This is a genomic window from Candidatus Nanopelagicus limnes (assembly GCF_002287885.2).
Lineage (GTDB): Bacteria > Actinomycetota > Actinomycetes > Nanopelagicales > Nanopelagicaceae > Nanopelagicus > Nanopelagicus limnae.
The window spans coordinates 504,136-526,675 of record NZ_CP016768.2 but is presented as its reverse complement, the minus strand read 5'-3'; the positions used below and the strand labels follow the sequence as shown (position 1 = coordinate 526,675).

Here is a 22,540-nt window from a genome sequence, read left to right as displayed (position 1 = left end):
AATCAGCTTTGGTTAAAGAAACTTGCTTGTGCTGCTGATGTTTTATCTTCAACACTTACTGAAACATTTGGAGGGGTTAGTAGAAATACTTTTGGAGTAACTCTTTCAATGCTGCCATGGTGACCAAAAACTAAACCAGATGCGAAATCAACTAAGCGTTTGCGCTCACTCTCTTCCATGTCACTCAAATTCATAATGACTGGCTTGCCCTCACGGTAATGCTCACCGATTAGACGTGCTTCGCTGTAGGTGCGAGGTGTTAACGAAATAATATGATCCATAATTTTTGATGACTCAACATGTGGCATCAATTCAACATTTGATTTTGCCATTGGCTTGCTATTTGCACGCACTAATCTGGGTGCTCGCTCAGTTAACTGATTTGTTCCGTGGTCTAACTCTTCCTCATCCATGAGTCCGAGGTATCCAGCAACTCGCTTAAATGCACTAGCCATGGCATAAATCTATTTGATGGGGGGTCTAATACCGAGGATTGAACTGCCAATTCGTAGATGTGTCGCACCATAAGAAATAGCCATTTCATAATCCCCACTCATGCCAGAGGAGAGAAAAACTGCATCTTTGAACTGGCTTAAAAAGCTTGCTTGAATTTGCTGCAATCTTGCAAATGCTGGCTCAACCGCTTGATCCACCGGCCCAACCGCCATCAAACCTAGAATCTTTATATTTGCAAGTGATGAAATCTGATTTGCTAACTCAGTCAATTTTGCTGGATCTACCCCTCCCCTAGATTCAGGCGGTTGATCCAATGAAACCTGAATAAAAATCTGCATTGGTTTTGGATTTGGCTGCTCTGAGATTATTTGGGCATATTTAAATTGATCAACAGAGTGAATAACTGAGGCCCAACTGCATATTGATTTTAACTTATTGCTCTGAATTCCTCCTTGAAAATGCCAGTTGATATCTTGCGGAAGTTCCTTGGCTTTAACACTTGCTTCCTGATCTCTATTTTCACCAAACTCCCGTAAACCTAAGGAGTAGAGGATTTCTAAATCTGAAATGGGAAAGGTTTTGGTTACAGCAATTAAATTGATGTCACTGGAATCTCGACCGCTTTTTTTAGCCGCTGCTGCGATTTTTTCCCTTACCTGATTTAGGTTTTCCTCAATTTCCTGCTTTCGGCTCATAGACTTATCACTCCAACCTGTCTACCACCCTCGCCATGGGCACGGTATGAGAAGTAATCAGTGTTCTCTTTGGTACATAAATTAACATTTGAAAGCTTAACTTCAGGTAACTGGGAAACTAATCCGGCATATAGATCAAGGTGATTTTGCTTCTTAAAAGTTGCAGGGTAGGCAGCTGTTACTTCAGCAAAAATATCTGCGCCCACCTCATAACATTTACCGCAAATATGCGGCCCAACAACACCTGTTATATCTTTTGCTCCAAGTTTTTTCATCTCGGCCACAGCATTAACTGCAACCTGATTCATTAATCCTTTTCGCCCCACATGAACTGCGGCAATTACATTAGTTGAATACAAAAGCAGTGGCAGGCAGTCAGCCACTCGGACCACTAACGCAATCTCTTTATTATTGCTAACAATTGCATCAGCAACGGGTGCTGATATTGATTGTTCAATAACAGAAACTTGATTGCCGTGATCTTGGGTCATTATTTGAATTGGTTTAGCAAGTAGCTTGGATAATCTTTCAATATTGCCACTTGATACTGGATCCGCCAGGGAACCAAATTGTCTAGCAGTAAAGAGCAGTCGAGCCATTATGGCTACTACCGCATGAAATCAGGGATATCGATCTCATCTTCTGCAACTAGGTCTTCAAAGGTAATTCGCTTACGTGGACGATCTGAATCACCAACATTTAAATCAAGTGCGACTGCAAGTGGATCATTAGCAGCTATTGGATCTGCTTCACCACTAATAGTGGCTGCATCAATTACAGGCATCACCATACGCTTTGGTTGTCCACCGTCAAAGCCAGCAGCAATCACAGTTACACGTACCTCGTCCCCTAACGCATCATCAATTACAGTTCCATAAATTATGTTTGCATCTGGATGAGCAGATTTTGCTACTAGTTCAGCAGCTTCTGAAATTTCAAATAAACCAAGATCTGATCCACCAGCAATTGAAAGCAGTACGCCATGCGCGCCATCAATTGATGCTTCAAGAAGTGGGCTAGAGATTGCAAGTTCGGCAGCTCTGATTGATCTTGCTTCACCTCGAGCTGATCCAATTCCCATCAATGCAGAACCTGCGCCAGCCATAACGCTTTTAACATCAGCAAAATCTAGATTTATCAATCCAGGAGTTGTAATCAAATCTGTAATTCCTTGAACGCCAGATAACAGAACTTGATCAGCTGTCTTAAATGCTTCCAAGGCTGAGATAGATCTATCTGAAATTGCAAGCAAACGATCATTTGGAATTACAATCAAAGTATCAACTTCACTTCTCAAATTTTCAATACCCTCTTCAGCTTGTGCTGTTCTACGCTTTCCTTCAAAAGTAAATGGCTTTGTAACTACACCAACTGTTAGCGCGCCTAAATCTTTTGCAACCTTTGCAACTATCGGAGCGCCACCTGTTCCAGTGCCGCCACCTTCACCAGCGGTGACAAAAACCATGTCCGCGCCACGTAATACTTCTTCAATTTCATCAATGTGATCAAGTGCGGCTTGACGACCAATCTCTGGCGCAGCACCTGCACCTAATCCTCTAGTTAATTTTCTACCAATATCTAATTTCACATCTGCATCCGACATTAACAATGCTTGAGCATCTGTATTGATTGCAATAAATTCAACACCTTTTAAACCGACATCAATCATTCGGTTAACAGCGTTTACGCCGCCGCCGCCGATACCAACAACTTTGATAACAGCTAAATAGTTTTGCGGTGTTGCCACTTTTTTCCTCTTCCCTAGCACTAAATCTCAAGTTGAGAGTTAAAGTTATGCTTTTCTGATTACGCAAAACTAGGCACTAGTGGCAAGGCAATCAAACACCGACACGATTTTTAATGCATTAAATATTTGCCAATAATTCATTGAAAATATCTGAAATTTAAACTCTAAAAAAGCCCCTTAAAAATCAATGTTTTATTTAACTATTGGAGCTTTGGGCTCTGATAAATCAACCTGCTTTATCCCCTTATTTTCAGGCAATTTCAGAAGTGCCTGCAGAACTGAAAACTTTTGATCTATCTGATCAATACTGCCCCAATTAATTCGGACCGCTTGGCTATTGATTCTGGTACTCATCAAGATATACCCGGCCTTTGTAACAGAGATTTGGTCCAGATCACTAACTAGATAACTCAGCTCTGCTGGGATTTGTTTTAAAAGCAAGGCCACATCAACCAGATCTTTTCTACTATCACCGGCAGTTGAAACTAATGGCAGTAATTCTTGCCCCTTTAATTGCTTATTAGAGGTTGGGTTGAAAATTGAACCGTCGCTATCGAAATTAACCATTGAATTGCTCTCAGTTAATGCCTTCGCAACTGCAACCCGTTCAACAACTTGAATTTCTATCTTTTTTGAAAGCCAATTTCGAGATGCCTGAGCTGAGGCTATCCAATCTAAATCACTTAGAACTCTTTTCACTGACCGGATCTCAACTCGAGCTAATTTCTGACCAACTACTGGTTCAACATCTTTACTTTTTAGCTCATTTAAAATTACTGATGTTGATTCTGTGCCCTTAATTTCCACCTCTTCAACCGTCAAGAGTGATGACCATCCAAGTAGGTAGGAAGCGAAAGAGATCGAGCTAATAAGCAGTATTGAGAATAAAAGGCGTTTAAATCTTTTGGATATCTTGTATGACATTGACTGAATTAACGAGATGCCAGCGCTTGTAAAATTGGTTCCCCTAGTGAACTCACATCCCCGGCTCCTAAAGTGATAATCACATCCCCACTTTTAGCCATGGCTACTACATCAGAAACCACTTGCAGCATCGAAGGTTCAAATTTAACTTGCTGAGTACTCATATTCTTTGCAATTAATAAAGAAGAAATTCCCGGTAATGGTTTTTCACTAGCTGCGTAGACCTCTAGTAGGTAAGTGAAATCTGCCAAAGAGAGAGCTTGTGAGAATTGATTGGCGAAAGCCGCTGTCCTTGAATAACGATGTGGTTGAAAAATCACTAATACTCGCCCAGCTTGGGCTAAATTTTTTGCAGCTTTTAAAGTAACTATTAGTTCTGTTGGATGATGGCCATAATCATCAATTACCTTTATGCCAGAAACCTCACCCTTTAGTTCAAATCGTCGCTTAGTTCCGGTAAAGGTGCCTAGACCAGCTACCACCTTTTCCTCTGCCACTCCTAAAGCACTAGCTGAAGCAAATGCTGCCAATGCGTTAAGCACATTATGTTCACCAGCTACGGCCAACTTTAGCTCCCCTATTTTCCTGCCAGTACTTGAGATGCTTGCAGTTGAAGTTGTTGGGGCTAAGTGAATTTTGTCGATTCTAAAATCATTTTTTTCACCCTTGCCATAAAGGTGAATTTTTAGATCTTTTCGTTTAATCCGTTTCAACAAGTTATGAACTCCGTCATCATCTCCACAAGCAACAAGAAATCCATTAGGTTTTATAGAGTCAACAAACTGCTCAAAGACTACAAAAACCTCATCTTCATTTGCAAAATGATCGACATGATCTAATTCAATGTTGGTGATAATTGCACCTGTGGGTTTATATGCTAAAAATGAACCATCGGATTCATCTGCTTCAGCGACAAATATCGAACCACTGCCACTATGGGCATTTGTACCTGCAGTGTTTATCGTTCCGCCAATTGCAAATGAAGGATCCATACCCGCTGATTGCAGTGCGACTGTAAGCATTGCAGTTGTTGTAGTTTTGCCATGCGTACCAGCAACTGCAACTGATGTGGAATCTGACATCAGCCAAGCCAAGGCGATTGCACGTGCAGCTATTGGGACTCCCTTATTTTTTGCAGCCATCAATTCCGGATTCTTCTCGCCAATCGCAGAAGAGATGATTACAAGATCGGCATCACCCAAATTTTTTGCATCATGACCAATCTCAATTTTTGCGCCCAGTGCTTTAAGAGAGGTGAGCATTGGTGAATCATTTTTATCCGAACCTGATATAGAAAATCCCTTTGCCAGCATGATGCGAGCAATCCCACTCATACCCGCACCACCCACGCCAATAAAATGAATCTTTAGTTTAGAAAGATCCGCTAATGAGTAATTCAATGCGATACTCATTTCCTGCTACCTATTTTTTCAATTATTGCTTTGCCTATCACTTCACTGGCCGAAAACTCACCCCAATTAGTTGGACGATAATTACTTGCTTTGCGCCAAATTTCACTCCAATTACTTATTAACCATCCGGAATTGAACTTATCGTCGGCAACTACTTCAGCAGCTCCTACTGCTTGTAGATCTGAAGCGTTAGCAGATTGCTCACCATTGCCGATTGGAAGCGGTATAAGAATTGCAAATTTTCCAACTGCAGCAAGCTCTGCGCAAGTTAACGCACCACTTCTAGCAATCACTAAATCAGCTGCATGATAGGCAGATGACATGTCTTCAATATATGAAAGTGGAAGATAGTTCTCAGTTGAAGTTGGCAGTGCATTACTGCGTCCTACCGAATGAACTACCTGCACATTTCGCTCAGTAAAGGCAGAAAGAGATTGCATGATTGCTTCATTTATATGTCTTGAGCCTTGGGATCCCCCAAAAACTAAAATTGTTGGTTTTTCCTTAGAAAGTTGCCATTTATCTAATTGGTCATTTTTAATCTTTTGGGATTCAACAGACGATAACTTGGATGAAGCAATAATTTCAGCCCTAATTGGCATTCCTGATAATTTAGCATTTCGCCATTTACCTAACTTTAGTTTGGTTCTTGAGAAGGCTATGAAAATTTCTGATGCAAATGCTGCGCCCAACCGATTAGCCCAACCAGGAATGGCATTTGCTTCATGAATAAAAATTGGTTTACGCAATATTGCCGCTGCTAGATAAATTGGCGGACAGGCATAGCCTCCAAAACCAATTACTAAATCAGCCTCACGACAAATCTTAAGAGCCTTGAATGTCGCATAAATTATCTTGATCGGCCAAAGAAAGGTTGAAGGGGTAACTTGTCGTGGCATTAAAACCTTTGGAATGTGAATCAAATCAAATCCAGCTTTAGGGACCAATTGATTTTCTAAACCATTTTTAGTGCCGACAAAGGTTAATTGCCAGTCATGTTTCTCACCTTTTAACCAAGTAGCAACCGCTAAGGCTGGTTCAACATGGCCGGCCGTGCCGCCACCAGCAAATAATATTTTGGTTTTCATTGGCTTGATTTTCTCATCCGACTCAGCTTTATGCCCTCTGAAATCTCAGGAGTTCTTCGAGCAACACCTAATACATAGCCAATTGCAATTAAGTTAGCCAATAGTGATGAACCGCCATAGGAAATAAGTGGCAAGGTAACACCAATAACAGGAAGTAATGAAGTGACTGATCCAATATTGATAGTCACTTGAGCAATAAACCAACATGCAATTCCCGCAGTGGCATATCTAGAGAAATCATCCTTAGTTTTTAGTGCAACTCTTAGAATTGAGTAAATAAGTGCTGCGTAGAGAACCAAGACCAATACAGTGCCTAATAAACCCAGCTCTTCGCCAATCACTGAAAAAATGAAATCGGTATGGGCCTCAGCTAAATTTGCCCACTTCTGTTTACTAGCTCCAAGCCCACTTCCCCACAAACCACCGCTAGCTAAACCCATAATGCTGTGCGCAGGTTGCCATCCAGAAAACTTGTAATACTTTTCATCAAATGGATCAAATAAGGCAGCAAATCTGTTCACGCGATAATTGCTACTTAAAACGAAAGCACTACCAATAACAACTGCACAAACTCCTATCCCAATAAAATGTTTCATGGGCGCACCTGAAATAAACAAAATTCCGATGAAAATAATTAAGACCAGCAATGCAGTTCCTAAATCACGCTCAAATAAAATTAGAACTTCAACAACTGTAAAACCTGGAGCAATCAATCGAAAAGGAGATTTCTTTCCAGCGTATTCACCTATTCTTCGTAGTTGCAACGCACACCAAAGAATTAGAAGGAATTTTGCAATCTCCGATGGCTGCAAGGTGAATCCTGCGATTTCAATCCAGTTTCTGTTTCCTTTAACGTTTTTTCCTAGAAATGGAACAAAAGGCAACAACAAAATTACAATGGAAATTGATAGTGCATACCGAGCAATTCTTGGCCAGACGGCTCCTTGAACTTTGAAAGCCCAATAAAATGCAAAACTACCTAAACCTAAGAAGAAAAATTGACGCATAAATATTGCATAAGCATTTCCGTTTTCTTGCAGCGAAGTGACGGTTGAAGAGGATAAAACCATGGTTAAGCCCAATGCTGATAGGAAAACTGTGCTCCAAATGATCAGGTAGTAAGGAATTTCTGGTCTTGCCAAAATTCTTGAATACTTCTTGATAGTTAGATTGCTACTCATGCTAAACCAACTCTTTTACAGCTTGAGCAAATAATTGCCCACGTTCAACATATGAATCAAACTGATCCATTGATGCACACGCAGGAGCTAATAAAACCGTGTCGCCAGATTTTGCAGTTTTCTTCGCTTGCGCAACAACATCTTTCATTAGTTGTTTAGCATCACTACTTTGATCAACTCTGACTAATTGTGTAGTTGGTGAGTGCTTCGCAAATGCCTGGGCGATGATCTCTCGATCTTGGCCAATGAGGATTACTGATTTAATCCGGCTTCCAGCTCTGCTGGCTAATTCACCCATACTGGCGCCCTTTGCTAATCCACCAGCAATCCAAATCACATTGAAATATGAAAGCAGTGAAGCAATCGCAGCATGAGGATTTGTTGCCTTTGAATCATCAACCCAATTTATTTCATCCTTACTTAGAACCAGCTGCATACGGTGATGATCAGTTGAAAAATTCTTTAATCCATCTTTAATAGATGCATGTTTAACTCCAAGAGATAAAGCAAGTGCGGAAGCAGCCAATGCATTCATGATGTTGTGAGGAACAGTTGGAGTGATATCAACTAGCTCTGATATCTCATTTGCTTCACTTGGTGAAGGAGAAAAAGCTCGGTCAATTAATAAGTTCTCAACAACTCCTAATTCACCTGGTTGCGGTGTATCGAGTGAGAACCAAATTACTGATCCACCTTGAACTTTATTTGATAAGACTTTGTCGGATTTATTCACAAAAGATTTCTTTGCTTGCTTAAGTAGTTTTAGCTTTGCTTGCGCATAGTTATCAAAATTGCCATGCCAGTCAATGTGATCTTCAGCAATATTAAGAAGTGCTACCGACTCATACTTAGGTAAGTCACTCCAGTGAATTTGAAAAGATGACAACTCTAATGCCAAGTAATCTAGAGCAGGCTCTTGCATTACAGATTCAATAACGGTTTGACCAACATTGCCACAAGCCGCACCATTGATTTTTGCGCTCTTAAATATCGATTCCACCATTTTAATCGTGGTGGTTTTGCCATTAGTACCAGTTAACGCAACCCATTTTTGGCTTGGTGCAATCACTTCTTTAATTTTCCAAGCAAAATCAACCTCACCAATAATTTCAATTCCTAAATTCTTAAGATTAAGTATCACTGGATGATCAGCCCGCCAGCCGGGTGAAACCACAGCGAAATCAATTTCTTTGGGAATTTGGTTGATAACCTTTGATTCTAAGTTGGTTTTTTCATCAAAAAGATATGAGATAGCCCCAAATTTCTTTAATGCTTTGTCAACGGCCTGACCGGTGACTCCTGCACCGATAACCAAACATTTTTTTCCAGCTAATTCTGAAACATAGCTCATGCTAGGAAACAACCCATTGGGCATAGAAGAGGCCTAAACCTGCTGCAACACCAAGGCTTGCAATAATCCAAAATCTAATAACGATTGTTACCTCTCCCCAACCCATTAACTCAAAATGGTGTTGTAGTGGAGCCATCTTGAAAATCCGTTTGCCACCAGAAATTTTGAAATAGGCCACTTGCAAAATAACTGAAGATGTAATCAAAACAAAAATAAATCCAAGCACTACAAGAAGTAGTTGAGTTCTTAACGTGATTGCAATTCCAGCAAGTGCGCCACCCAGTGCTAACGAGCCAACATCTCCCATAAATATCTTTGCAGGCGAAGCATTCCACCATAAAAATCCACCACAAGCTCCTGCTAATGCGGCTGCTAAAACTGCAAGGTCCAACGGATCTCTAACCTCATAACATTTTAAGCCAGGAGAAACCGCGCAGCTTTGGCCAAACTCCCAAACGCCAATCAAAATAAATGAAGTGAACACCATTACTGCAGCGCCGGTGGCCAAACCGTCTAAGCCATCAGTTAAATTCACGCCGTTACTAGTTCCTAGAACCATCAAAATAACCCAAATAATTACCAGCACCATTCCAAGTTTTATTGAAGTATCTCTAACTGTTGATAGATTCATAGAGATTGGCGTTAATCCATTTTTATCTGGGAATTGTAATCCAGCATATGCAAATGATCCAGCAACTATTGCTTGTCCTAACAATTTTTGTTTTGCATTTAAACCCATAGATTTTTGTTTAGCAACCTTTAACCAGTCATCTAAGAAACCAACAAAACCTAACCCAATAATTAGTGCTATTACTAGAAGCGCCGAAGTAGTAGCTGACACACCAGTTAGCAAATGACTCGCAAAATAACCGGTGATAGCTGCAGTGATTAAAGAAATTCCACCCATAGTAGGAGTACCGCGCTTAACATGATGAGTGGTTGGACCATCATCTCGAATAATCTGGCCGTAACCTTTTTTTGCTAGTAATTTGATTAAAGCTGGAGTTGCAAAGAATGCAAAAATCGCAGAGATAGCTCCTGAAAGTAATATGCCTTTCACGTCTGATCTCCAATCAGTTTGGCCTTAATGGCATTTGCTAAATCTTCAAACCTTTCAGAGCGCGATGCTTTCAACAAAATTACATCTCCACTTGAAAGATTATCGACCAACTGTAAAACAGATTCAGGGTTTGGGCAGTTATGTAGGAGCATATGTTCGGAATCAGATTGATTCTGAACGTCTTGATAAAGATCAGTCGCCACAGCCAGCAGGTGGTCAAGGCCAATCTCCTTAGAAAAAGCCGTAACCTCTTTATGGCCTTCTGCCTCAGTAGCACCCAATTCATGCATTTTGCCAAGAATTGCCCAGCTAGCTCCACCACTTTCCTGACTTAATAAAATCAAAGTTTTTAGAGCTGCCTTCATGCTCTCTGGATTAGCATTGTAATAATCATGAATCAAGTGAATGCCCTTGATCTCCTCTATTTGCATCCGCCATTTACTATCTAAAGTGGCAGTCGTTAAACCAACTGCAATATTTTCATTAACAACTCCCAAAGCAAAAGCTGCGGCGGCGGCTGCAAGTGCATTAGGAACTTGGTGTTCACCTAAAACCTGCAAAGAAACTGGATTTCTGCCGGCAGGTGTAACCAAATCAAAGTGAGCATACCCACCATGCATTTCTAAATCTGCAGCCCTAACATTTTGATTAACTCCGAACAAAACTTTTTTTAACTCCAAAGATTCTGCCATCTTAGGAGTGTAAATATCATAACTTCCAAGTACTGCAGTTGAATTAGCCGGCAAATTTGTTATCAACTCTGCCTTGGTCTTAGCGATTGCCTCAACCGAGCCAAACTCACCAATGTGTGCAGTACCAACAACTAGCACTACTCCCACATTTGGTTTGGCTATTTTTGTTAACTTTGCGATATCACCAGAGTGTCTTGCGCCCATCTCTAAAATACAAAACTTGGTTTGATCATTGCAGCGCAACAGGGTCAGTGGAACACCAATATCGGTATTAAAGTTTCCAGCCGTTGCTACGGTTTCACCTTCAAGTTTAAGAATTGAGTGTAAGAATTCTTTAGAAGTGGTTTTACCCTGCGAGCCAGTGATGCCGACAATTTTTAGCTCAGGTAATTTTGATCGAATGTATATAGCTAAATCAATTAAAGCTTTACCAGTGTCGGCTACCAATATATGAGGTTCGGAAACAGGTTTACTTACTAAAGCAAACTTTGCTCCAAGATTAATCGCTTCGGTGACAAAATTGTGCCCATCCACCTGCTGGCCCTCAAAGGCAACAAAAAATGAATCCTTTGTTGCGTTTTTTGAGTTGATAACCGGAACTTGATCGATCATGGTCGACTCAGAGATTTCATGAAGCTGGCCGGCAACTATCTTGGCGAATTCAGCTGCGCTAATTTTTAGCATTAACGGACCAATCGCTTGATTGATTCAGCTAATTCAACACGATCATCAAATGGCGTAACAACTGAATTTACCTCTTGCCCACTCTCATGACCCTTGCCCATCAATAAAACTACATCACCGCTTTGAGCGTTTTTAACTGCTAAATCAATTGCACTTTTTCGATCTATTTCAATAAATCCTTTTTTACCAAGGTCTAAGCCCTTAGTCATTTCCTTCAAAATAGACTCAGCCGATTCACTCCTTGGATTATCGCTAGTAAATACTGCAAGATCACATCCATTAAACAACGCATGCCCCATTACTGAGCGTTTACTAGCATCTCTGTCTCCACCACAGCCAAGTACCCCAATTATTTTTCCATCGGTCACTGATTTTACTGTTGCAATAACTCTTTCCACAGCATCTGGCGTGTGGGCATAATCAACTAAGGCGGTAAATTTCTGACCAGCGTTAACACTCTCTAGCCTGCCAGGCACACTGTGTAATTTACCGATTGTGGGCGCAATTTTGTCTAAGGACAAACCTACAGAATTAACAATGGCTACCGCTAAAAGGAGATTATCTAAATTGTAATCTCCAAGCAATGCAAAGTTTTCAATCAAGCTCTCACCTGATTTACTCTTTATCTCAACTTGGTAGAGACCATTTTTAATCTCAGCTTTTGCCAGGTAGAAATCTGCATTTGAGTCTTTGCGCGATACGCTGACAACTGGGATCTTCACTTGGTGTGATAGTTTTTTTCCATATGAATCATCAATATTAATCACTGCAACTTTTGCGTACTCAGATGTAAATAGCTTGGCCTTAGCTTGGAAGTAATTCTCCATATTAAGGTGATAATCCAAGTGATCTTGGGTCAGGTTAGAAAAGGCTACAACCTCATATTTTGCGCTCTTAATCCGGCCTTGATCAATTGCATGGCTGCTAACTTCCATCACCAGATTTTTACATCCTTGCTCAACCATTGCCCCAGCAATTGCCTGCAGGTCATCAGCCTCAGGTGTGGTTCGAGCGCTTTCTAATTTCTCCTCCCCTATTTCAACACCAAGTGTTCCAATTAATCCTGACTTAATTGAATTCAGTTGCCAGATTTGCTTCACTAAATTGGCAGTAGTTGTCTTTCCGTTAGTGCCGGTTATTCCTATTGCTTTCATACTTTCAAATGGGTGTCCATGAAGCCAGGCAGAGATTGGACCAACAATTTCACGTGGTTTTGGGTGAATGAAGGATGGAATTGAAGATTTAATTTTTTGATCACTTAAAACTGCAACTGCGCCATTACTTATCGCCTGCTCTAGATAGGAAACGCCATGTGTGTTAGCTCCAGCGAACGCAATGAATAGATCACCAGGCACTACTTTTTGCGCATTTATTGAAACCCCACTGATAAAAACCCGCTGATCGAATATCTTTGAATCAAACTCCAGTAAAGATTTTGCTAAAGGTGTGCCAGGAATGATTCTCATAACTAGGCACCAGCCTTGTCATTCTTACTCTTTGAAGATTTAAGGGCAGCTTCAGTTAATGTGAATGTTGTTTTAGGCGCGATAGTTGGCTGTATTCGCTCACTTTGTAGAACAAAGCTCATAACTTTTTTAAACACTGGACCAGCTAAAGCCCCACCCCAGTGCATACCTTTTGGATCTTGAATTGTCACACTAATTACATACTTTGGCGCATCTGCTGGTGCGAAACCAATAAATGATGCGGTATATCCGCTGTAACATTTACAAGCAGAATTAAATCGATTTGCAGTTCCAGTTTTTCCAGCAATTCGATAGCCTGAAATAGCAGCACTTGGAGCAGTTCCATTGCTTGAAACCACACTCTCCATCATCGCCCGCATATCAGTTGCAGTTTGTGAGCTAAGCACCCGCACTGAATTATTTGGTTTAGCAGGTGTGTACTTACCGCTTTCATCAACAACGCCAGCAAGTATTGAAGGTGAAACACGCACGCCATCATTTGCGATTGTTGCAAACACAGAGGTCGCTTGCATTGCTGTTAGTGAATACCCTTGACCAAATGCAATTGTTGGAAGTGAGGTGCCGGACCAGTTTTTAACTGGATGCAAAATTCCAGCTGATTCACCCGGTAGTTTTGAATTAGTGCTCTCTCCAATACCAAATTTTCGAAGGTAATCATATAAAACATCTTTACCTAGTTTTTGTCCGATCTGAATTGATCCAGTATTACTTGATACAGCTAACACACCTGCGGTAGTTAATCTCTGGGTTGGGTGTTTTTCATGATCATGAAAGTATTGATCTGCAACCTTCATTTTGTAAGGGATTGTGAAAACAGATTCAGGTGTAACTAAACCTTCCTGTAGAGCGGCTGCAACAGTAATTACCTTTCCAGTTGAGCCAGGTTCATAAACCTCTTGCACCGCTGGGTTCTTTAACTTCTCTAAAGTAATTGAACTTGAAATACTTGGGTCAAAAGTAGGCGCACTAGCTTGTGCCAAGATGGCGCCAGTTTTTGGATCCATCACAATCACAGTGCCAGATTGTGCACGTGATGCTGAAACTGCCTGGCTAATTGCATTTTGAGCCACCCACTGAACATCTCGATCAATTGTTAACCGAACACTTGTGCCAGATTTTGCCTCAACACTTACCCGCTCTGATCCTGGAATTATGTTTCCTCGGCCGTTGGCGTATACATACTTACCGTTTACCCCAGCAAGTAGGCCATTTAAACTGCTTTCAATTCCCGAAGCACCAAAGCCTTGATCATTAATAATTCCAACTAATGAGGAAGTTAATTTTCCGCTTGGATAATCTCGAATGTAGCTGCGCTCTGGCACAAAGCCACCGATTCGCTTACTAATACCTTCCTTAGTTTTTAACACTTCACTGTTATAGGCGCCAATTGCTTCATATACCTGCCGCCATTTTTCTGGCGTAATATCTTTGGCAATCAAAACATATCTGCGATCACCAGTTAATTGCGGCGCTAACTGCGCCGGCGTCATACCTAGGATTGGCGCGACCACCAAAGCTGCTGCAATTGGATCATTTACTACAGTTTGATCAACTGCGATGTTCATAGCAGAGATCGATCTAGCTAGCTCCACTCCATTAATGTCATAAATAGTTCCTCTAGGAGCAAGCAAGGTGGCGGATTTACTTAACTCAGTATCAGCTTTTTCGACATACCCCTTAGCTCTAATTGCTTGAATTTCAATAAGGCGCAGACCAAAGAGTAAGAAAATGACAATTGCAATGGCCACAATTTTTCGAATCCGATCCTGCACAAGTAATTGTTGGTTCATCACTTGCCCACCGACATATCTAAAAATCTTGGATTAATTGATGCCACCATGCCAAGTTCGCTAGCACTTTGTGCCAATTTATCTGGGGATGATTTTGCTGCCACCTCTTGCAAAATAGCCTCACGTTGATCAGTTAGTACTTGTGCTTGCTGTTTAAGTTGTCCGAGCACAAAGGCATCTCGTGCGAGCGCAGTATTTATCACCAGTAGCGAAAGCAATCCAGCGGTGAAAATAGTTGCTAGAAAGACTATAAAGGTTCGATCATTTGCGACCTCACCATTTTTAATCTCTGGTGCTAATCGCAAAACCGCTTTATTGGTTTGGGCTTTAACAATTTTGGTGGAGATCCTAATTGCCGGGGCTAATTCAAATATCGCCATTAAGCACTCCTTCGCTCAATAGCGCGCAAGCGCATAGATTGTGAACGTGGGTTACTTAACTGCTCCGCCTCATTTGCAGCGGTGCTACCACTATGAAGTAATTCAAAAGAGGCAGCTGAGTTTGGTAGCTCAACTGGAAGTCCAAGTGGGGTATTTGATTTGGTAGCTTGTGTGAAAAAACCTTTAACAAGGCGATCCTCAAGGGATTGATAACTCATTACAACTAGGCGAGCTCCTATAGCTAAAGCATCTAATGCGGCCGGTATGGCCCTTTCTAGGATCGCTAACTCCTGATTAACCTCAATGCGAAGTGCTTGAAAGGTTCGCTTTGCTGGGTTTCCACCGGTGCGACGAGCCGGGGCTGGAATTGAATCCTTCACAATCTGAGCTAAATCTGTGGTGGTATTTAAAGTGCCAGCATTTCGAGCCTTGATAATATTTTCAGCGATCTTGCTTGCAAACTTCTCTTCGCCATAATTTTGCAGGATTTTTGCTAACTGACCATGTGAGTAGGTGTTAAGAATTTGGGATGCGGTAAGTGGATTACTTTGATCCATTCGCATATCAAGAGGGGCTTGCTGGGAGTAGGAAAAGCCACGCTCTGGGATGTCTAACTGCATTGATGAAACACCTAAATCAAAGAGGATGCCATCAACCTTTGAAACCCCGGCATTATCTAGCGCCAATTGAATCTGATCATATGTAGCGTGAGTAATACTTACTCGATCGGAGAAGGCGGCCAAATTACTTTGCGCAATCTTTATGGCAGATTGATCACGATCAATTCCAATAAGATGTAAATTAGAAAATTGTTGTAAAAATACCTTTGCATGCCCACCAAGTCCTAAGGTGGCATCTAGTAAGTAAGGCTTTGATTTATTAGCAAATGCTGGGGAGAGCAAATCAACGCACTGATCAAGTGCTACTGGAATGTGTGCTAGATCTGCACTCATTTTTCTCTCCTCCCCCTCGTTACCTTTTTTTATTACTTTTCTTTTTTCTTACTCACCTTCACTTGCTACCTCACTTACCTACTTAGGTCACCGCCGCTCGACGGATCATCTTCAAATAACACGCGGCACCGGGGAAGTGGCGCCGCGAATCTTTATGAGGGGCGGTGGCCTAAATAGATAATTGATTGGATTTAAAACAATCCAGGTAGCACCTCCTCTGAAACATCAGCAAAGGTTTTTTCACGATCTGCTAAATACTTACTCCACGCAGTTGCATCCCATATTTCAAGTCTGGTATTTGCGCCAATTACTACACAGTTTTTTTCTAATGTTGCATAAGTTCTAAGGCCAGCTGGAATAGTCACGCGACCTTGGTTATCTGGCACCTCATCATGAGCGCCGGCAAACATGACTCTTAAATAATCACGAGAATTTTTTTGCGTAACTGGTGCTTGTCGTAATCTTTCAGTAATTAATGCAAACTCAGCAGCGGTGAAAACATAAAGACAGTGCTCTTGACCTTTTGTTATTACTAAACCTTCAGATAACTCATCTCTAAATCTGGCTGGCAAAATTAATCTGCCCTTTTCATCAAGCTTTGGTTCATGGGTGCCAAGAAACATCGCTGTGACCCCCCACGCTCAAGAATTGCCCTAGGTCACCACTTTACTCCCTTTTTCCCCACTTTCAACCCCCCGCACCCACTTTGCCTCCCCCGCCCTCCCCTTTGTAAACCTTTGTAAACCTTTGTAAATGGGCATAAAAAAACCACCCGGTGAGGGTGGCTGCCAGATTTAGGAAGGCCTATTTAACTAATTATCGTTGCTGCGCCGGTCCCATCGCTCTTCCAGGGTTGAGCCCCAGCCTGGTTTTTTAATGGATTTACCCCCTGTTTTAATGGTGATATTTGTGATGATCAAAAGCACCCCAGCTAGGCAGATTAAAAATGCAACAACCCCAACCACAGTCACTTGGGCGATTAAGCCACTAATTAGAACTAGCAGGCCAACTACCAAAATGCTTAGGCCAAGCAGGGCTCGAGAGCTCTGTCTAGTTCGGGCTTTGCCGGTCAGAGTAGAAAGAAGTCTTGGATCCTCCTGCTCTAAGGCAGCCTCCATCTCAGCTAATAGCTTTCGTTCATGATCTGAAAGGGCCATATTCGAAATATAGAGTACTTAGAGTTATTTTGAAAACCCTATGCCCCTATTCATCTTGGTGATCTTCAACCAATCTGGCTGGCCGAAGACTGCCCGCGCCAAATCTGCCCTTAATTCGATCGATCGCCTTATCTGCCTGGCGCCAGCCGGTAGCGCGCTCGCCAAGTGTTAACTGCTTAACATCCTCATCCTCAACTAATGAATCAAGGCTGATGCCAACTAACCTAATCAAAACCCGATCTAGATTTAAGGAAAGATAAAGATTTTTCACCACTTCAAAAATTTCCTGCGTTCCTGTAATTGGTAAATCAACTGTTTTTGATCTTGAGATAGTTTTAAAATCTGCAAATCTAACCTTTATCGAAATAGTGTTAGTGGCAAAGGCTTTCTCTCGCATCCGCTCCACACCCCGCTCAGTTAATCTTAAAAACTCCTTCAGGATTTCCTCTTGCGAATCTAAATCAAGATCAAAGGTTTCAGAGGCGCTAATGCTTTTTTCAATATGCTCAGTCTCAACATCTCGATAATCACGCCCCCAAGCTAATTCATATAAGGAGCTGCCACTTGCTTGGCCCAAGACTCGAATTAAAGTACTGCGCGGTGTATTTGCAATATCACCAACTGTTAATAGCCCCATCTTCATTAGCTGCTCATTAGTCTTTGGGCCCACTCCCCAAATCTCTTTTGCTGCAAGTGGGTGAAGAAAATCTAAGACTTTTTCTGGATCAATCTCTAATACCCCATTTGGTTTGCAGTGATTAGATGCAATTTTTGCAATAAATTTATTGTGAGAAATACCAACCGAGCAGGTAATACCCTCCTGCTCTTCAACTCGCCTGCGAATTAAATCTGCAATCTGCCGGCCACTGCCCAATAATCTTTTCGAACCAGTTACATCTAGGAATGCCTCATCTAATGAAATTGGTTCAACTAATGGGGTTACCTCCTCAAATATTTTCATAACCTCTATTGATACCTCTTCATAGCGAGCCATATCTGGTGAGATAAAAATTGCATGTGGTGCTAATGCTTTTGCTTTATAAACTGGCATTGCAGCTCTGATACCAAATTTACGTGCTTCATAATTTGCAGCTGAGACAACCCCACGCCTGCCTGCGCCAACCACAACTGCTTTACCTTTTAATTTTGGATTATCTTTCTCTGCAACTGATGCGTAGAAGGCATCCATATCCACATGCAAGATGGTGGCAAGTTGCTCGGCATTACTCATGCTTTTCTCTCATCATGAATAAGAAATAGATATTTTCATTGAACACACCCTAAGTTTAGTTTAAATACCTGACAGTAGCCCTTACCGTTATTGCCAAGGCCCAATTGGGCGAAAACTAGCGGTAAGGAAATACATGTCAATAACAGAAATCCTTTTAATAGCAGGCAGAGTGCTGTTTGCATTGCTCTTCATTAGCTCTGGCGTAAATCACTTTACAAAAGCCCAAGCAATGATCGGATATGCCCAGTACAAGAAAGTGCCAATGGCTAAGATCTCAGTTTATCTAAGTGGATTAATGATGATACTTGGTGGAATCTATATCGTGCTTGGATTCTATGCTGATCTTGGTGCGCTATTAATTGCCATCTTCTTAATTCCAACTGCAGTACTCATGCATGCATTCTGGAAAGAAAGTGATGCCACAGCTAAGCAAAATGAGTCAATTGCATTCTTCAAGGATCTTTCCCTTGCTGGTGCAGCATTGATTATTTTTGCACTGCTTCGTGGTGGCGCAGATTTTGGCAGCAACGTAGGAACACTGCTGTTTTTTAGCTAATTTAAATAAGTAAAAACCGCCCTCTTGGTGCTAAGCCACGGGGGCGGTTTTTTTCTGCCGTTATCTAGTAAATATGTGGGAGTATCAGGTTATGGAGATTGGCTTAATCCTTACTGCATTACTTAGCGGTGGATTTATTGGCGCAGTGCTTGGCTTTATTGGCGCAGGTGGTGCGATGGTCTCCGTTCCAATTCTGCTTTACCTATTTGATTTCACCCCGGTCGCTGCCACTACAGCAGCCCTTGCAGTTGTTTTCTTGGCCGCAGTTGCAGGTCTTGGTCCAAAATTTAAAAGTAAAGATGTATTGGTTAAGGAAGCGCTAACAATTTGGGCGCTGGGACTTCTTACCAATATTGGCTTTGGCTTGATTGTCGCAAAGATTGCAGATTCAGTGATTTTAATTGGGTTCTCACTGGTTTTACTTGGCGCTGCATATTCAATGCTTAAGGGGCCGATTAAAGATTCACCTGAAAAGAAGATTCCAGTCTGGGCATTGGTTTTGCTTTCACTTTTGATTGGCTCCTTAACTGGCTTATTTGGAATAGGAGGTGGATTCTTAGCAATCCCAGTTCTGGTTTTGTTTTTTCATACCCCACAAAACAAAGCTGCTGGAACCTCACTTCTCATAATCGCCCTTAACTGTTTAACCGCATTCCTAGCCAAGTTTTCAATTTGGCAAGAGATTGATTGGGGCTATCCAGTTTTAATAGCGCTAGCTGCAGTGTTAATTGCTCGCTATACATCCAGATTGGCAGCAAAAACACCTACTGTTCATCTAAAACGAGGCTTTGCCTTTCTGTTACTTGGCTTAGCCGGATTTACTATTTTGACTCAAATATAACTCTTCACCACCAAGGGGGCAGGCATGAAGCAAAAAAGAGCCATCGGTATGGAATTTATTGGAACCATGATCTTGGCAATAGCAATTGTGGGTTCAGGACACATGGCCGCAAACCTTGCTCAAGATGGTGGAGTTCAGTTATTGATCAACGCCCTAGCAACCGCACTCAGCTTAGCTGTTGTAGTTAAGGTGGGCATGAAGACAAGTGGTGCGCATTTTAACCCAGCAGTTACTTTTGTCATGGTGATTCTCAAGAAGATTTCAAATGAACTAGCTGCCCTATATATTGCAGCACAAGTACTGGGCGCAATTTTAGGGGTTGGGATTGCCAACCTAATTTATGACCAAAGTTTTCTAAAGCAATCAACAATTAGTCGAGATGGTTCAAATCTATTTTTCTCAGAGCTATTTGCAACTGCCGTCTTAGTATTAATAATTCTTACTTTCCGCAAAAAAGATGAGTTGATTGCAATTTACGTTCCAATCTGGATATTTGGAGCAATTTTATTTACCTCAAGTACCTCATTTGCTAATCCTGCGATAACAATCGGAAGAGTATTTACAAACTCATTTACGGGTATTGCACTAGATTCTGTATTGCTTTTTGTGGTTGCCCAATTTATTGGCGCACTTGTTGGTCTGATTGTGGCTAAGAATTTAACTATTGCAGGTAAAAAATCTGATGAGTAAGCCATCCGTACTCTTTGTTTGTGTTCATAATGCTGGTCGATCACAGATGGCTGCTGCATTTCTAACCCATTTAACAGGTGATCGTGTTGAAGTTAGATCAGCTGGATCTGCGCCGGCTGATTCAATAAACCCAGCAGTAGTTGAGGCCTTAAAAGAGGTTGGCATAGATATTTCAAATGAACAACCAAAAGTATTAACCACCGCAGCAGTTGAACAATCTGATGTAGTAATAACCATGGGCTGTGGGGATGCATGCCCGTTCTTTCCTGGTAAAAGATATCTAGATTGGGTTCTGCCTGATCCAGCTGGCCAAGGTGTTGCAGATGTTCGGCCAATTCGAGATCAGATCAAAAAACTAGTTGAAGAGTTGATTCCAACTTTAACTAGCAAATAATTTCTTTATTTGCCTCAGCCCAAGAAATAATTCCACCAGTTAAGTTTGAAGTAGAAAAACCAATTTCATCCATAGCGGTTGCAGCATCAACTGAACGCTTACCTGAACGACAGTAAATTGCATATTCCAGGGATTTATCTAAGGCAGAAACATCAGCGGTGAAGTAATCTGAGAAAATATCTATGTTTATTGCGTTAGGAATATGGCCTTCAGCAAATTCAGCAGCGGTTCTGACATCAAGAATTACAACCTTCTGATCGGTGATTTTCTGCGAAAACTGCGCTGCATCAAGATTTATCATCAGAAGGTAATCTTATCTCTGTGAAACTTGCAATTGAAACTCATGGCACAGGTCAGCCGCTAGTTTTAATTCATGGCATGGGATCTGCTGCCACAGCTTGGCAACCAATTATTCCAACGCTAGCCAAACAGTTTTCTGTAGTAACCATTGATCTACCTGGTCACGGTCGGACCCCATACTCACCCATTCAAAAAATGGATCCAACTTCACTTGCCCAGTTAGTGCTAAAGAACTTAAAAAATATTGGTATTGAAAGTTTTCATTTAGTTGCAAACTCCTTAGGTGGTTGGGTTAGTTTTGAGATAGCTGTTTTAAACCCAGCCGCAGTTAAATCCATAACCGCATTAGCACCCGCTGGTTTGTGGCTTACCCCATTCACCTCTAGATACCCTGGAGAGCTTGCACTTCGCGTAATGGCAAGTGGCGTAGAAAAACTTGCGCCATCTCTTTTAAATTACACCTGGGCTAAAAAAATTGGATTTGAAACAGTTTCGCCCCGTTGGAAAGAGCTTAGTTATGAAATCTGTTTAGATGCAACATCTGCGATGGCCCAATCCACTGGATACTTTCCGGCTTGGGATGCCCTCTTAGGTAAAAGATTTGATAAGCAAATTGATTCACAAATACCAATCACAATAGTTTTTGGCGATAGTGACCATACCTTGCCTGCGAAAACATGTCAGGAGCGATCTCTTGCCCCAGCACATGCGAAGTGGATTATTCTGCCACAAACCGGGCATGCACCTATGTGGGATAGCCCAAGTGAAGTACTTTCAGAAATTCTACAAACAGTTGGAGTATCACAGTGATTACAGTTGTATATTTCTGGCGCATTAAACCGTTAGCTCTTCCAATAGCCATTTTGAATATGGCAACTAACAAATTACTTCTTAAAAGATTTTCAGGAATTGGGTTTATAAAATTACTAGGAACTGGGAAAGGTGAGAGCTTTACTCCAAAGGATGCCGATCAATTGCGTTGGGGAATTTTAGTTACAATTAAAGAATCGAATTTGGATGCTCTAGAAGATTCTTATGTATTCAAACTATGGCGCAAAATATCAAATAATCAATACCGAGCGATTCTAAAACCTATCTCCTCTCATGGATTATGGTCAAAGCAAGATCCATTCTCAATTGAAAAGTTTGAATGGAGTGGGAAAATAGCAGCAATTACCAGAGCACGGATTGTTTGGCGAAAGAATTTTCAGTTTTGGAAAGCCGTGCCTCCTGTTACTGAAAGTTTGCATAAATCACCGGGTCTAATAAATGCAATTGGAATCGGTGAGGCACCAATTGGATTACAGGGAACTTTCTCACTCTGGGAAAGTGCTTCAGCGCTTCGAGATTTTGCGTATAAGGGGCGGGCTCATGTTGCGGCAATCGCAGCAACTGAAAGTAATAAATGGTATTCCGAGGAGCTATTTGCGCGGTTTGCGGTTATAGAAGAGCAAGGCGTGCTCAAGTAATA

25 protein-coding genes are annotated in these 22,540 nt (G+C 41.5%); 6 read left to right on the top strand and 19 right to left on the bottom strand.

Going from position 1 to position 22,540, the window contains the following annotated elements:
* Positions 1–2: 2 nt before the first annotated feature.
* The 18 genes from B1s21122_RS06455 to dinB form a co-directional block, all read right to left on the bottom strand.
* On the bottom strand, positions 3–455 hold the full coding sequence (locus tag B1s21122_RS06455) for a cell division protein SepF (RefSeq protein WP_095680765.1): 453 nt from the start codon (positions 453–455) through the stop codon (positions 3–5).
* 9 nt (positions 456–464) lie between these two features.
* The gene (locus B1s21122_RS02670; protein WP_095680766.1) at positions 465–1,151 is read right to left on the bottom strand and encodes a YggS family pyridoxal phosphate-dependent enzyme; all 687 of its coding nucleotides are present in this window, start codon (positions 1,149–1,151) and stop codon (positions 465–467) included.
* Positions 1,148–1,750, bottom strand: a complete 603-nt coding sequence (locus tag B1s21122_RS02665) for a purine nucleoside phosphorylase YfiH/LACC1 family protein (protein WP_095680767.1) — start codon at positions 1,748–1,750, stop codon at positions 1,148–1,150. The genes B1s21122_RS02670 and B1s21122_RS02665 overlap by 4 nt, the downstream gene beginning before the upstream one ends.
* 8 nt (positions 1,751–1,758) lie before the next feature.
* The gene (ftsZ, locus tag B1s21122_RS02660) at positions 1,759–2,898 is read right to left on the bottom strand and encodes a cell division protein FtsZ (RefSeq protein ID WP_095680768.1); all 1,140 of its coding nucleotides are present in this window, start codon (positions 2,896–2,898) and stop codon (positions 1,759–1,761) included.
* Between the two features lie 192 nt (positions 2,899–3,090).
* On the bottom strand, positions 3,091–3,822 hold the full coding sequence (locus B1s21122_RS02655) for a cell division protein FtsQ/DivIB (RefSeq protein ID WP_095680769.1): 732 nt from the start codon (positions 3,820–3,822) through the stop codon (positions 3,091–3,093).
* Positions 3,823–3,830: 8 nt separating this feature from the next.
* On the bottom strand, positions 3,831–5,234 hold the full coding sequence (murC, locus tag B1s21122_RS02650; protein ID WP_095680770.1) for a UDP-N-acetylmuramate--L-alanine ligase: 1,404 nt from the start codon (positions 5,232–5,234) through the stop codon (positions 3,831–3,833).
* Positions 5,231–6,322, bottom strand: a complete 1,092-nt coding sequence (locus B1s21122_RS02645) for a UDP-N-acetylglucosamine--N-acetylmuramyl-(pentapeptide) pyrophosphoryl-undecaprenol N-acetylglucosamine transferase (RefSeq protein WP_095680771.1) — start codon at positions 6,320–6,322, stop codon at positions 5,231–5,233. Before B1s21122_RS02645 ends, murC begins: the two co-directional genes overlap by 4 nt.
* Positions 6,319–7,503 carry a putative lipid II flippase FtsW gene (gene ftsW, locus B1s21122_RS02640; RefSeq protein WP_095680772.1) on the bottom strand — a complete coding sequence of 395 codons (1,185 nt, stop codon included), beginning with the start codon at positions 7,501–7,503 and terminating at the stop codon, positions 6,319–6,321. Before ftsW ends, B1s21122_RS02645 begins: the two co-directional genes overlap by 4 nt.
* A gap of 1 nt (position 7,504) precedes the next feature.
* Positions 7,505–8,854, bottom strand: a complete 1,350-nt coding sequence (murD, locus tag B1s21122_RS02635; protein ID WP_095680773.1) for a UDP-N-acetylmuramoyl-L-alanine--D-glutamate ligase — start codon at positions 8,852–8,854, stop codon at positions 7,505–7,507.
* Between the two features lies 1 nt (position 8,855).
* Positions 8,856–9,914, bottom strand: coding sequence for a phospho-N-acetylmuramoyl-pentapeptide-transferase (mraY, locus tag B1s21122_RS02630; RefSeq protein ID WP_095680774.1), 1,059 nt, complete (start codon positions 9,912–9,914; stop codon positions 8,856–8,858).
* Complete coding sequence (locus B1s21122_RS02625; protein WP_095680775.1) at positions 9,911–11,290, bottom strand: UDP-N-acetylmuramoyl-tripeptide--D-alanyl-D-alanine ligase; 1,380 nt, start codon at positions 11,288–11,290, stop codon at positions 9,911–9,913. Before B1s21122_RS02625 ends, mraY begins: the two co-directional genes overlap by 4 nt.
* Positions 11,290–12,756, bottom strand: a complete 1,467-nt coding sequence (locus tag B1s21122_RS02620; protein ID WP_095680776.1) for a UDP-N-acetylmuramoyl-L-alanyl-D-glutamate--2,6-diaminopimelate ligase — start codon at positions 12,754–12,756, stop codon at positions 11,290–11,292. The genes B1s21122_RS02625 and B1s21122_RS02620 overlap by 1 nt, the downstream gene beginning before the upstream one ends.
* Positions 12,757–12,758: 2 nt before the next feature.
* Positions 12,759–14,567, bottom strand: coding sequence for a peptidoglycan D,D-transpeptidase FtsI family protein (locus B1s21122_RS02615; protein WP_095680777.1), 1,809 nt, complete (start codon positions 14,565–14,567; stop codon positions 12,759–12,761).
* On the bottom strand, positions 14,567–14,947 hold the full coding sequence (gene ftsL, locus B1s21122_RS02610; RefSeq protein ID WP_095680778.1) for a cell division protein FtsL: 381 nt from the start codon (positions 14,945–14,947) through the stop codon (positions 14,567–14,569). The genes B1s21122_RS02615 and ftsL overlap by 1 nt, the downstream gene beginning before the upstream one ends.
* Positions 14,947–15,900, bottom strand: coding sequence for a 16S rRNA (cytosine(1402)-N(4))-methyltransferase RsmH (gene rsmH / locus B1s21122_RS02605; protein ID WP_095680779.1), 954 nt, complete (start codon positions 15,898–15,900; stop codon positions 14,947–14,949). Before rsmH ends, ftsL begins: the two co-directional genes overlap by 1 nt.
* Before the next feature lie 191 nt (positions 15,901–16,091).
* A complete protein-coding gene (mraZ, locus tag B1s21122_RS02600; protein ID WP_095680780.1) occupies positions 16,092–16,523 on the bottom strand; it encodes a division/cell wall cluster transcriptional repressor MraZ in 432 nt (143 codons plus the stop codon).
* Positions 16,524–16,712: 189 nt separating this feature from the next.
* Positions 16,713–17,057 (bottom strand): DUF3040 domain-containing protein, encoded by a 345-nt coding sequence (locus B1s21122_RS02595; RefSeq protein ID WP_095680781.1) that lies wholly within the window; start codon positions 17,055–17,057, stop codon positions 16,713–16,715.
* A 46-nt stretch (positions 17,058–17,103) separates the two neighbouring features.
* Positions 17,104–18,288, bottom strand: a complete 1,185-nt coding sequence (gene dinB, locus B1s21122_RS02590) for a DNA polymerase IV (RefSeq protein WP_095680782.1) — start codon at positions 18,286–18,288, stop codon at positions 17,104–17,106.
* Positions 18,289–18,427: 139 nt separating this feature from the next.
* Between dinB and B1s21122_RS02585 the strand changes: the two genes are divergently transcribed.
* The 4 genes from B1s21122_RS02585 (at position 18,428) to B1s21122_RS02570 (ending at position 20,769) form a co-directional block, all read left to right on the top strand.
* A complete protein-coding gene (locus B1s21122_RS02585; RefSeq protein WP_095681244.1) occupies positions 18,428–18,844 on the top strand; it encodes a DoxX family protein in 417 nt (138 codons plus the stop codon).
* Between the two features lie 73 nt (positions 18,845–18,917).
* Positions 18,918–19,685: a sulfite exporter TauE/SafE family protein gene (locus B1s21122_RS02580; protein ID WP_223299085.1), complete on the top strand. Its 768-nt coding sequence runs from the start codon at positions 18,918–18,920 to the stop codon at positions 19,683–19,685.
* 24 nt (positions 19,686–19,709) lie between these two features.
* On the top strand, positions 19,710–20,375 hold the full coding sequence (locus B1s21122_RS02575) for an MIP/aquaporin family protein (RefSeq protein ID WP_095680784.1): 666 nt from the start codon (positions 19,710–19,712) through the stop codon (positions 20,373–20,375).
* Positions 20,368–20,769, top strand: a complete 402-nt coding sequence (locus tag B1s21122_RS02570; protein ID WP_095680785.1) for an arsenate reductase ArsC — start codon at positions 20,368–20,370, stop codon at positions 20,767–20,769. The genes B1s21122_RS02575 and B1s21122_RS02570 overlap by 8 nt, the downstream gene beginning before the upstream one ends.
* On the opposite strand, the gene B1s21122_RS02565 is transcribed toward B1s21122_RS02570, so the two are convergent.
* Positions 20,759–21,070 carry a rhodanese-like domain-containing protein gene (locus B1s21122_RS02565; protein WP_095680786.1) on the bottom strand — a complete coding sequence of 104 codons (312 nt, stop codon included), beginning with the start codon at positions 21,068–21,070 and terminating at the stop codon, positions 20,759–20,761. The two genes, B1s21122_RS02570 and B1s21122_RS02565, sit on opposite strands and share 11 nt — an antisense overlap.
* 20 nt (positions 21,071–21,090) lie before the next feature.
* Here B1s21122_RS02565 and B1s21122_RS02560 point away from each other — a divergent pair, with 20 nt between their 5' ends.
* Both B1s21122_RS02560 and B1s21122_RS02555 read left to right on the top strand, forming a co-directional pair.
* Entirely contained in the window at positions 21,091–21,879 is a 789-nt protein-coding gene (locus tag B1s21122_RS02560) for an alpha/beta fold hydrolase (RefSeq protein WP_095680787.1), read from the top strand.
* Positions 21,876–22,538, top strand: coding sequence for a spheroidene monooxygenase (locus B1s21122_RS02555; RefSeq protein ID WP_095680788.1), 663 nt, complete (start codon positions 21,876–21,878; stop codon positions 22,536–22,538). Before B1s21122_RS02560 ends, B1s21122_RS02555 begins: the two co-directional genes overlap by 4 nt.
* Positions 22,539–22,540: the final 2 nt, after the last annotated feature.

What these genes read in the sequence shown, in the direction of transcription:
- rsmH (WP_095680779.1), bottom strand. Translation starts at nt 15,900, where the DNA reads ATGAGTGCAGATCTAGCACACATTCCAGTAGCACTTGATCAGTGCGTT.
- B1s21122_RS02615 (WP_095680777.1), bottom strand. Translation starts at nt 14,567, where the DNA reads ATGAACCAACAATTACTTGTGCAGGATCGGATTCGAAAAATTGTGGCC.
- B1s21122_RS02575 (WP_095680784.1), top strand. Translation starts at nt 19,710, where the DNA reads ATGAAGCAAAAAAGAGCCATCGGTATGGAATTTATTGGAACCATGATC.
- ftsW (WP_095680772.1), bottom strand. Translation starts at nt 7,503, where the DNA reads ATGAGTAGCAATCTAACTATCAAGAAGTATTCAAGAATTTTGGCAAGA.
- B1s21122_RS02620 (WP_095680776.1), bottom strand. Translation starts at nt 12,756, where the DNA reads ATGAGAATCATTCCTGGCACACCTTTAGCAAAATCTTTACTGGAGTTT.
- B1s21122_RS02655 (WP_095680769.1), bottom strand. Translation starts at nt 3,822, where the DNA reads ATGTCATACAAGATATCCAAAAGATTTAAACGCCTTTTATTCTCAATA.
- B1s21122_RS02670 (WP_095680766.1), bottom strand. Translation starts at nt 1,151, where the DNA reads ATGAGCCGAAAGCAGGAAATTGAGGAAAACCTAAATCAGGTAAGGGAA.
- B1s21122_RS02625 (WP_095680775.1), bottom strand. Translation starts at nt 11,290, where the DNA reads ATGCTAAAAATTAGCGCAGCTGAATTCGCCAAGATAGTTGCCGGCCAG.
- B1s21122_RS06455 (WP_095680765.1), bottom strand. Translation starts at nt 455, where the DNA reads ATGGCTAGTGCATTTAAGCGAGTTGCTGGATACCTCGGACTCATGGAT.
- B1s21122_RS02645 (WP_095680771.1), bottom strand. Translation starts at nt 6,322, where the DNA reads ATGAAAACCAAAATATTATTTGCTGGTGGCGGCACGGCCGGCCATGTT.
- B1s21122_RS02580 (WP_223299085.1), top strand. Translation starts at nt 18,918, where the DNA reads ATGTGGGAGTATCAGGTTATGGAGATTGGCTTAATCCTTACTGCATTA.
- dinB (WP_095680782.1), bottom strand. Translation starts at nt 18,288, where the DNA reads ATGAGTAATGCCGAGCAACTTGCCACCATCTTGCATGTGGATATGGAT.
- B1s21122_RS02565 (WP_095680786.1), bottom strand. Translation starts at nt 21,070, where the DNA reads ATGATAAATCTTGATGCAGCGCAGTTTTCGCAGAAAATCACCGATCAG.
- B1s21122_RS02665 (WP_095680767.1), bottom strand. Translation starts at nt 1,750, where the DNA reads ATGGCTCGACTGCTCTTTACTGCTAGACAATTTGGTTCCCTGGCGGAT.
- murD (WP_095680773.1), bottom strand. Translation starts at nt 8,854, where the DNA reads ATGAGCTATGTTTCAGAATTAGCTGGAAAAAAATGTTTGGTTATCGGT.
- ftsL (WP_095680778.1), bottom strand. Translation starts at nt 14,947, where the DNA reads ATGGCGATATTTGAATTAGCCCCGGCAATTAGGATCTCCACCAAAATT.
- murC (WP_095680770.1), bottom strand. Translation starts at nt 5,234, where the DNA reads ATGAGTATCGCATTGAATTACTCATTAGCGGATCTTTCTAAACTAAAG.
- B1s21122_RS02595 (WP_095680781.1), bottom strand. Translation starts at nt 17,057, where the DNA reads ATGGCCCTTTCAGATCATGAACGAAAGCTATTAGCTGAGATGGAGGCT.
- mraZ (WP_095680780.1), bottom strand. Translation starts at nt 16,523, where the DNA reads ATGTTTCTTGGCACCCATGAACCAAAGCTTGATGAAAAGGGCAGATTA.
- B1s21122_RS02570 (WP_095680785.1), top strand. Translation starts at nt 20,368, where the DNA reads ATGAGTAAGCCATCCGTACTCTTTGTTTGTGTTCATAATGCTGGTCGA.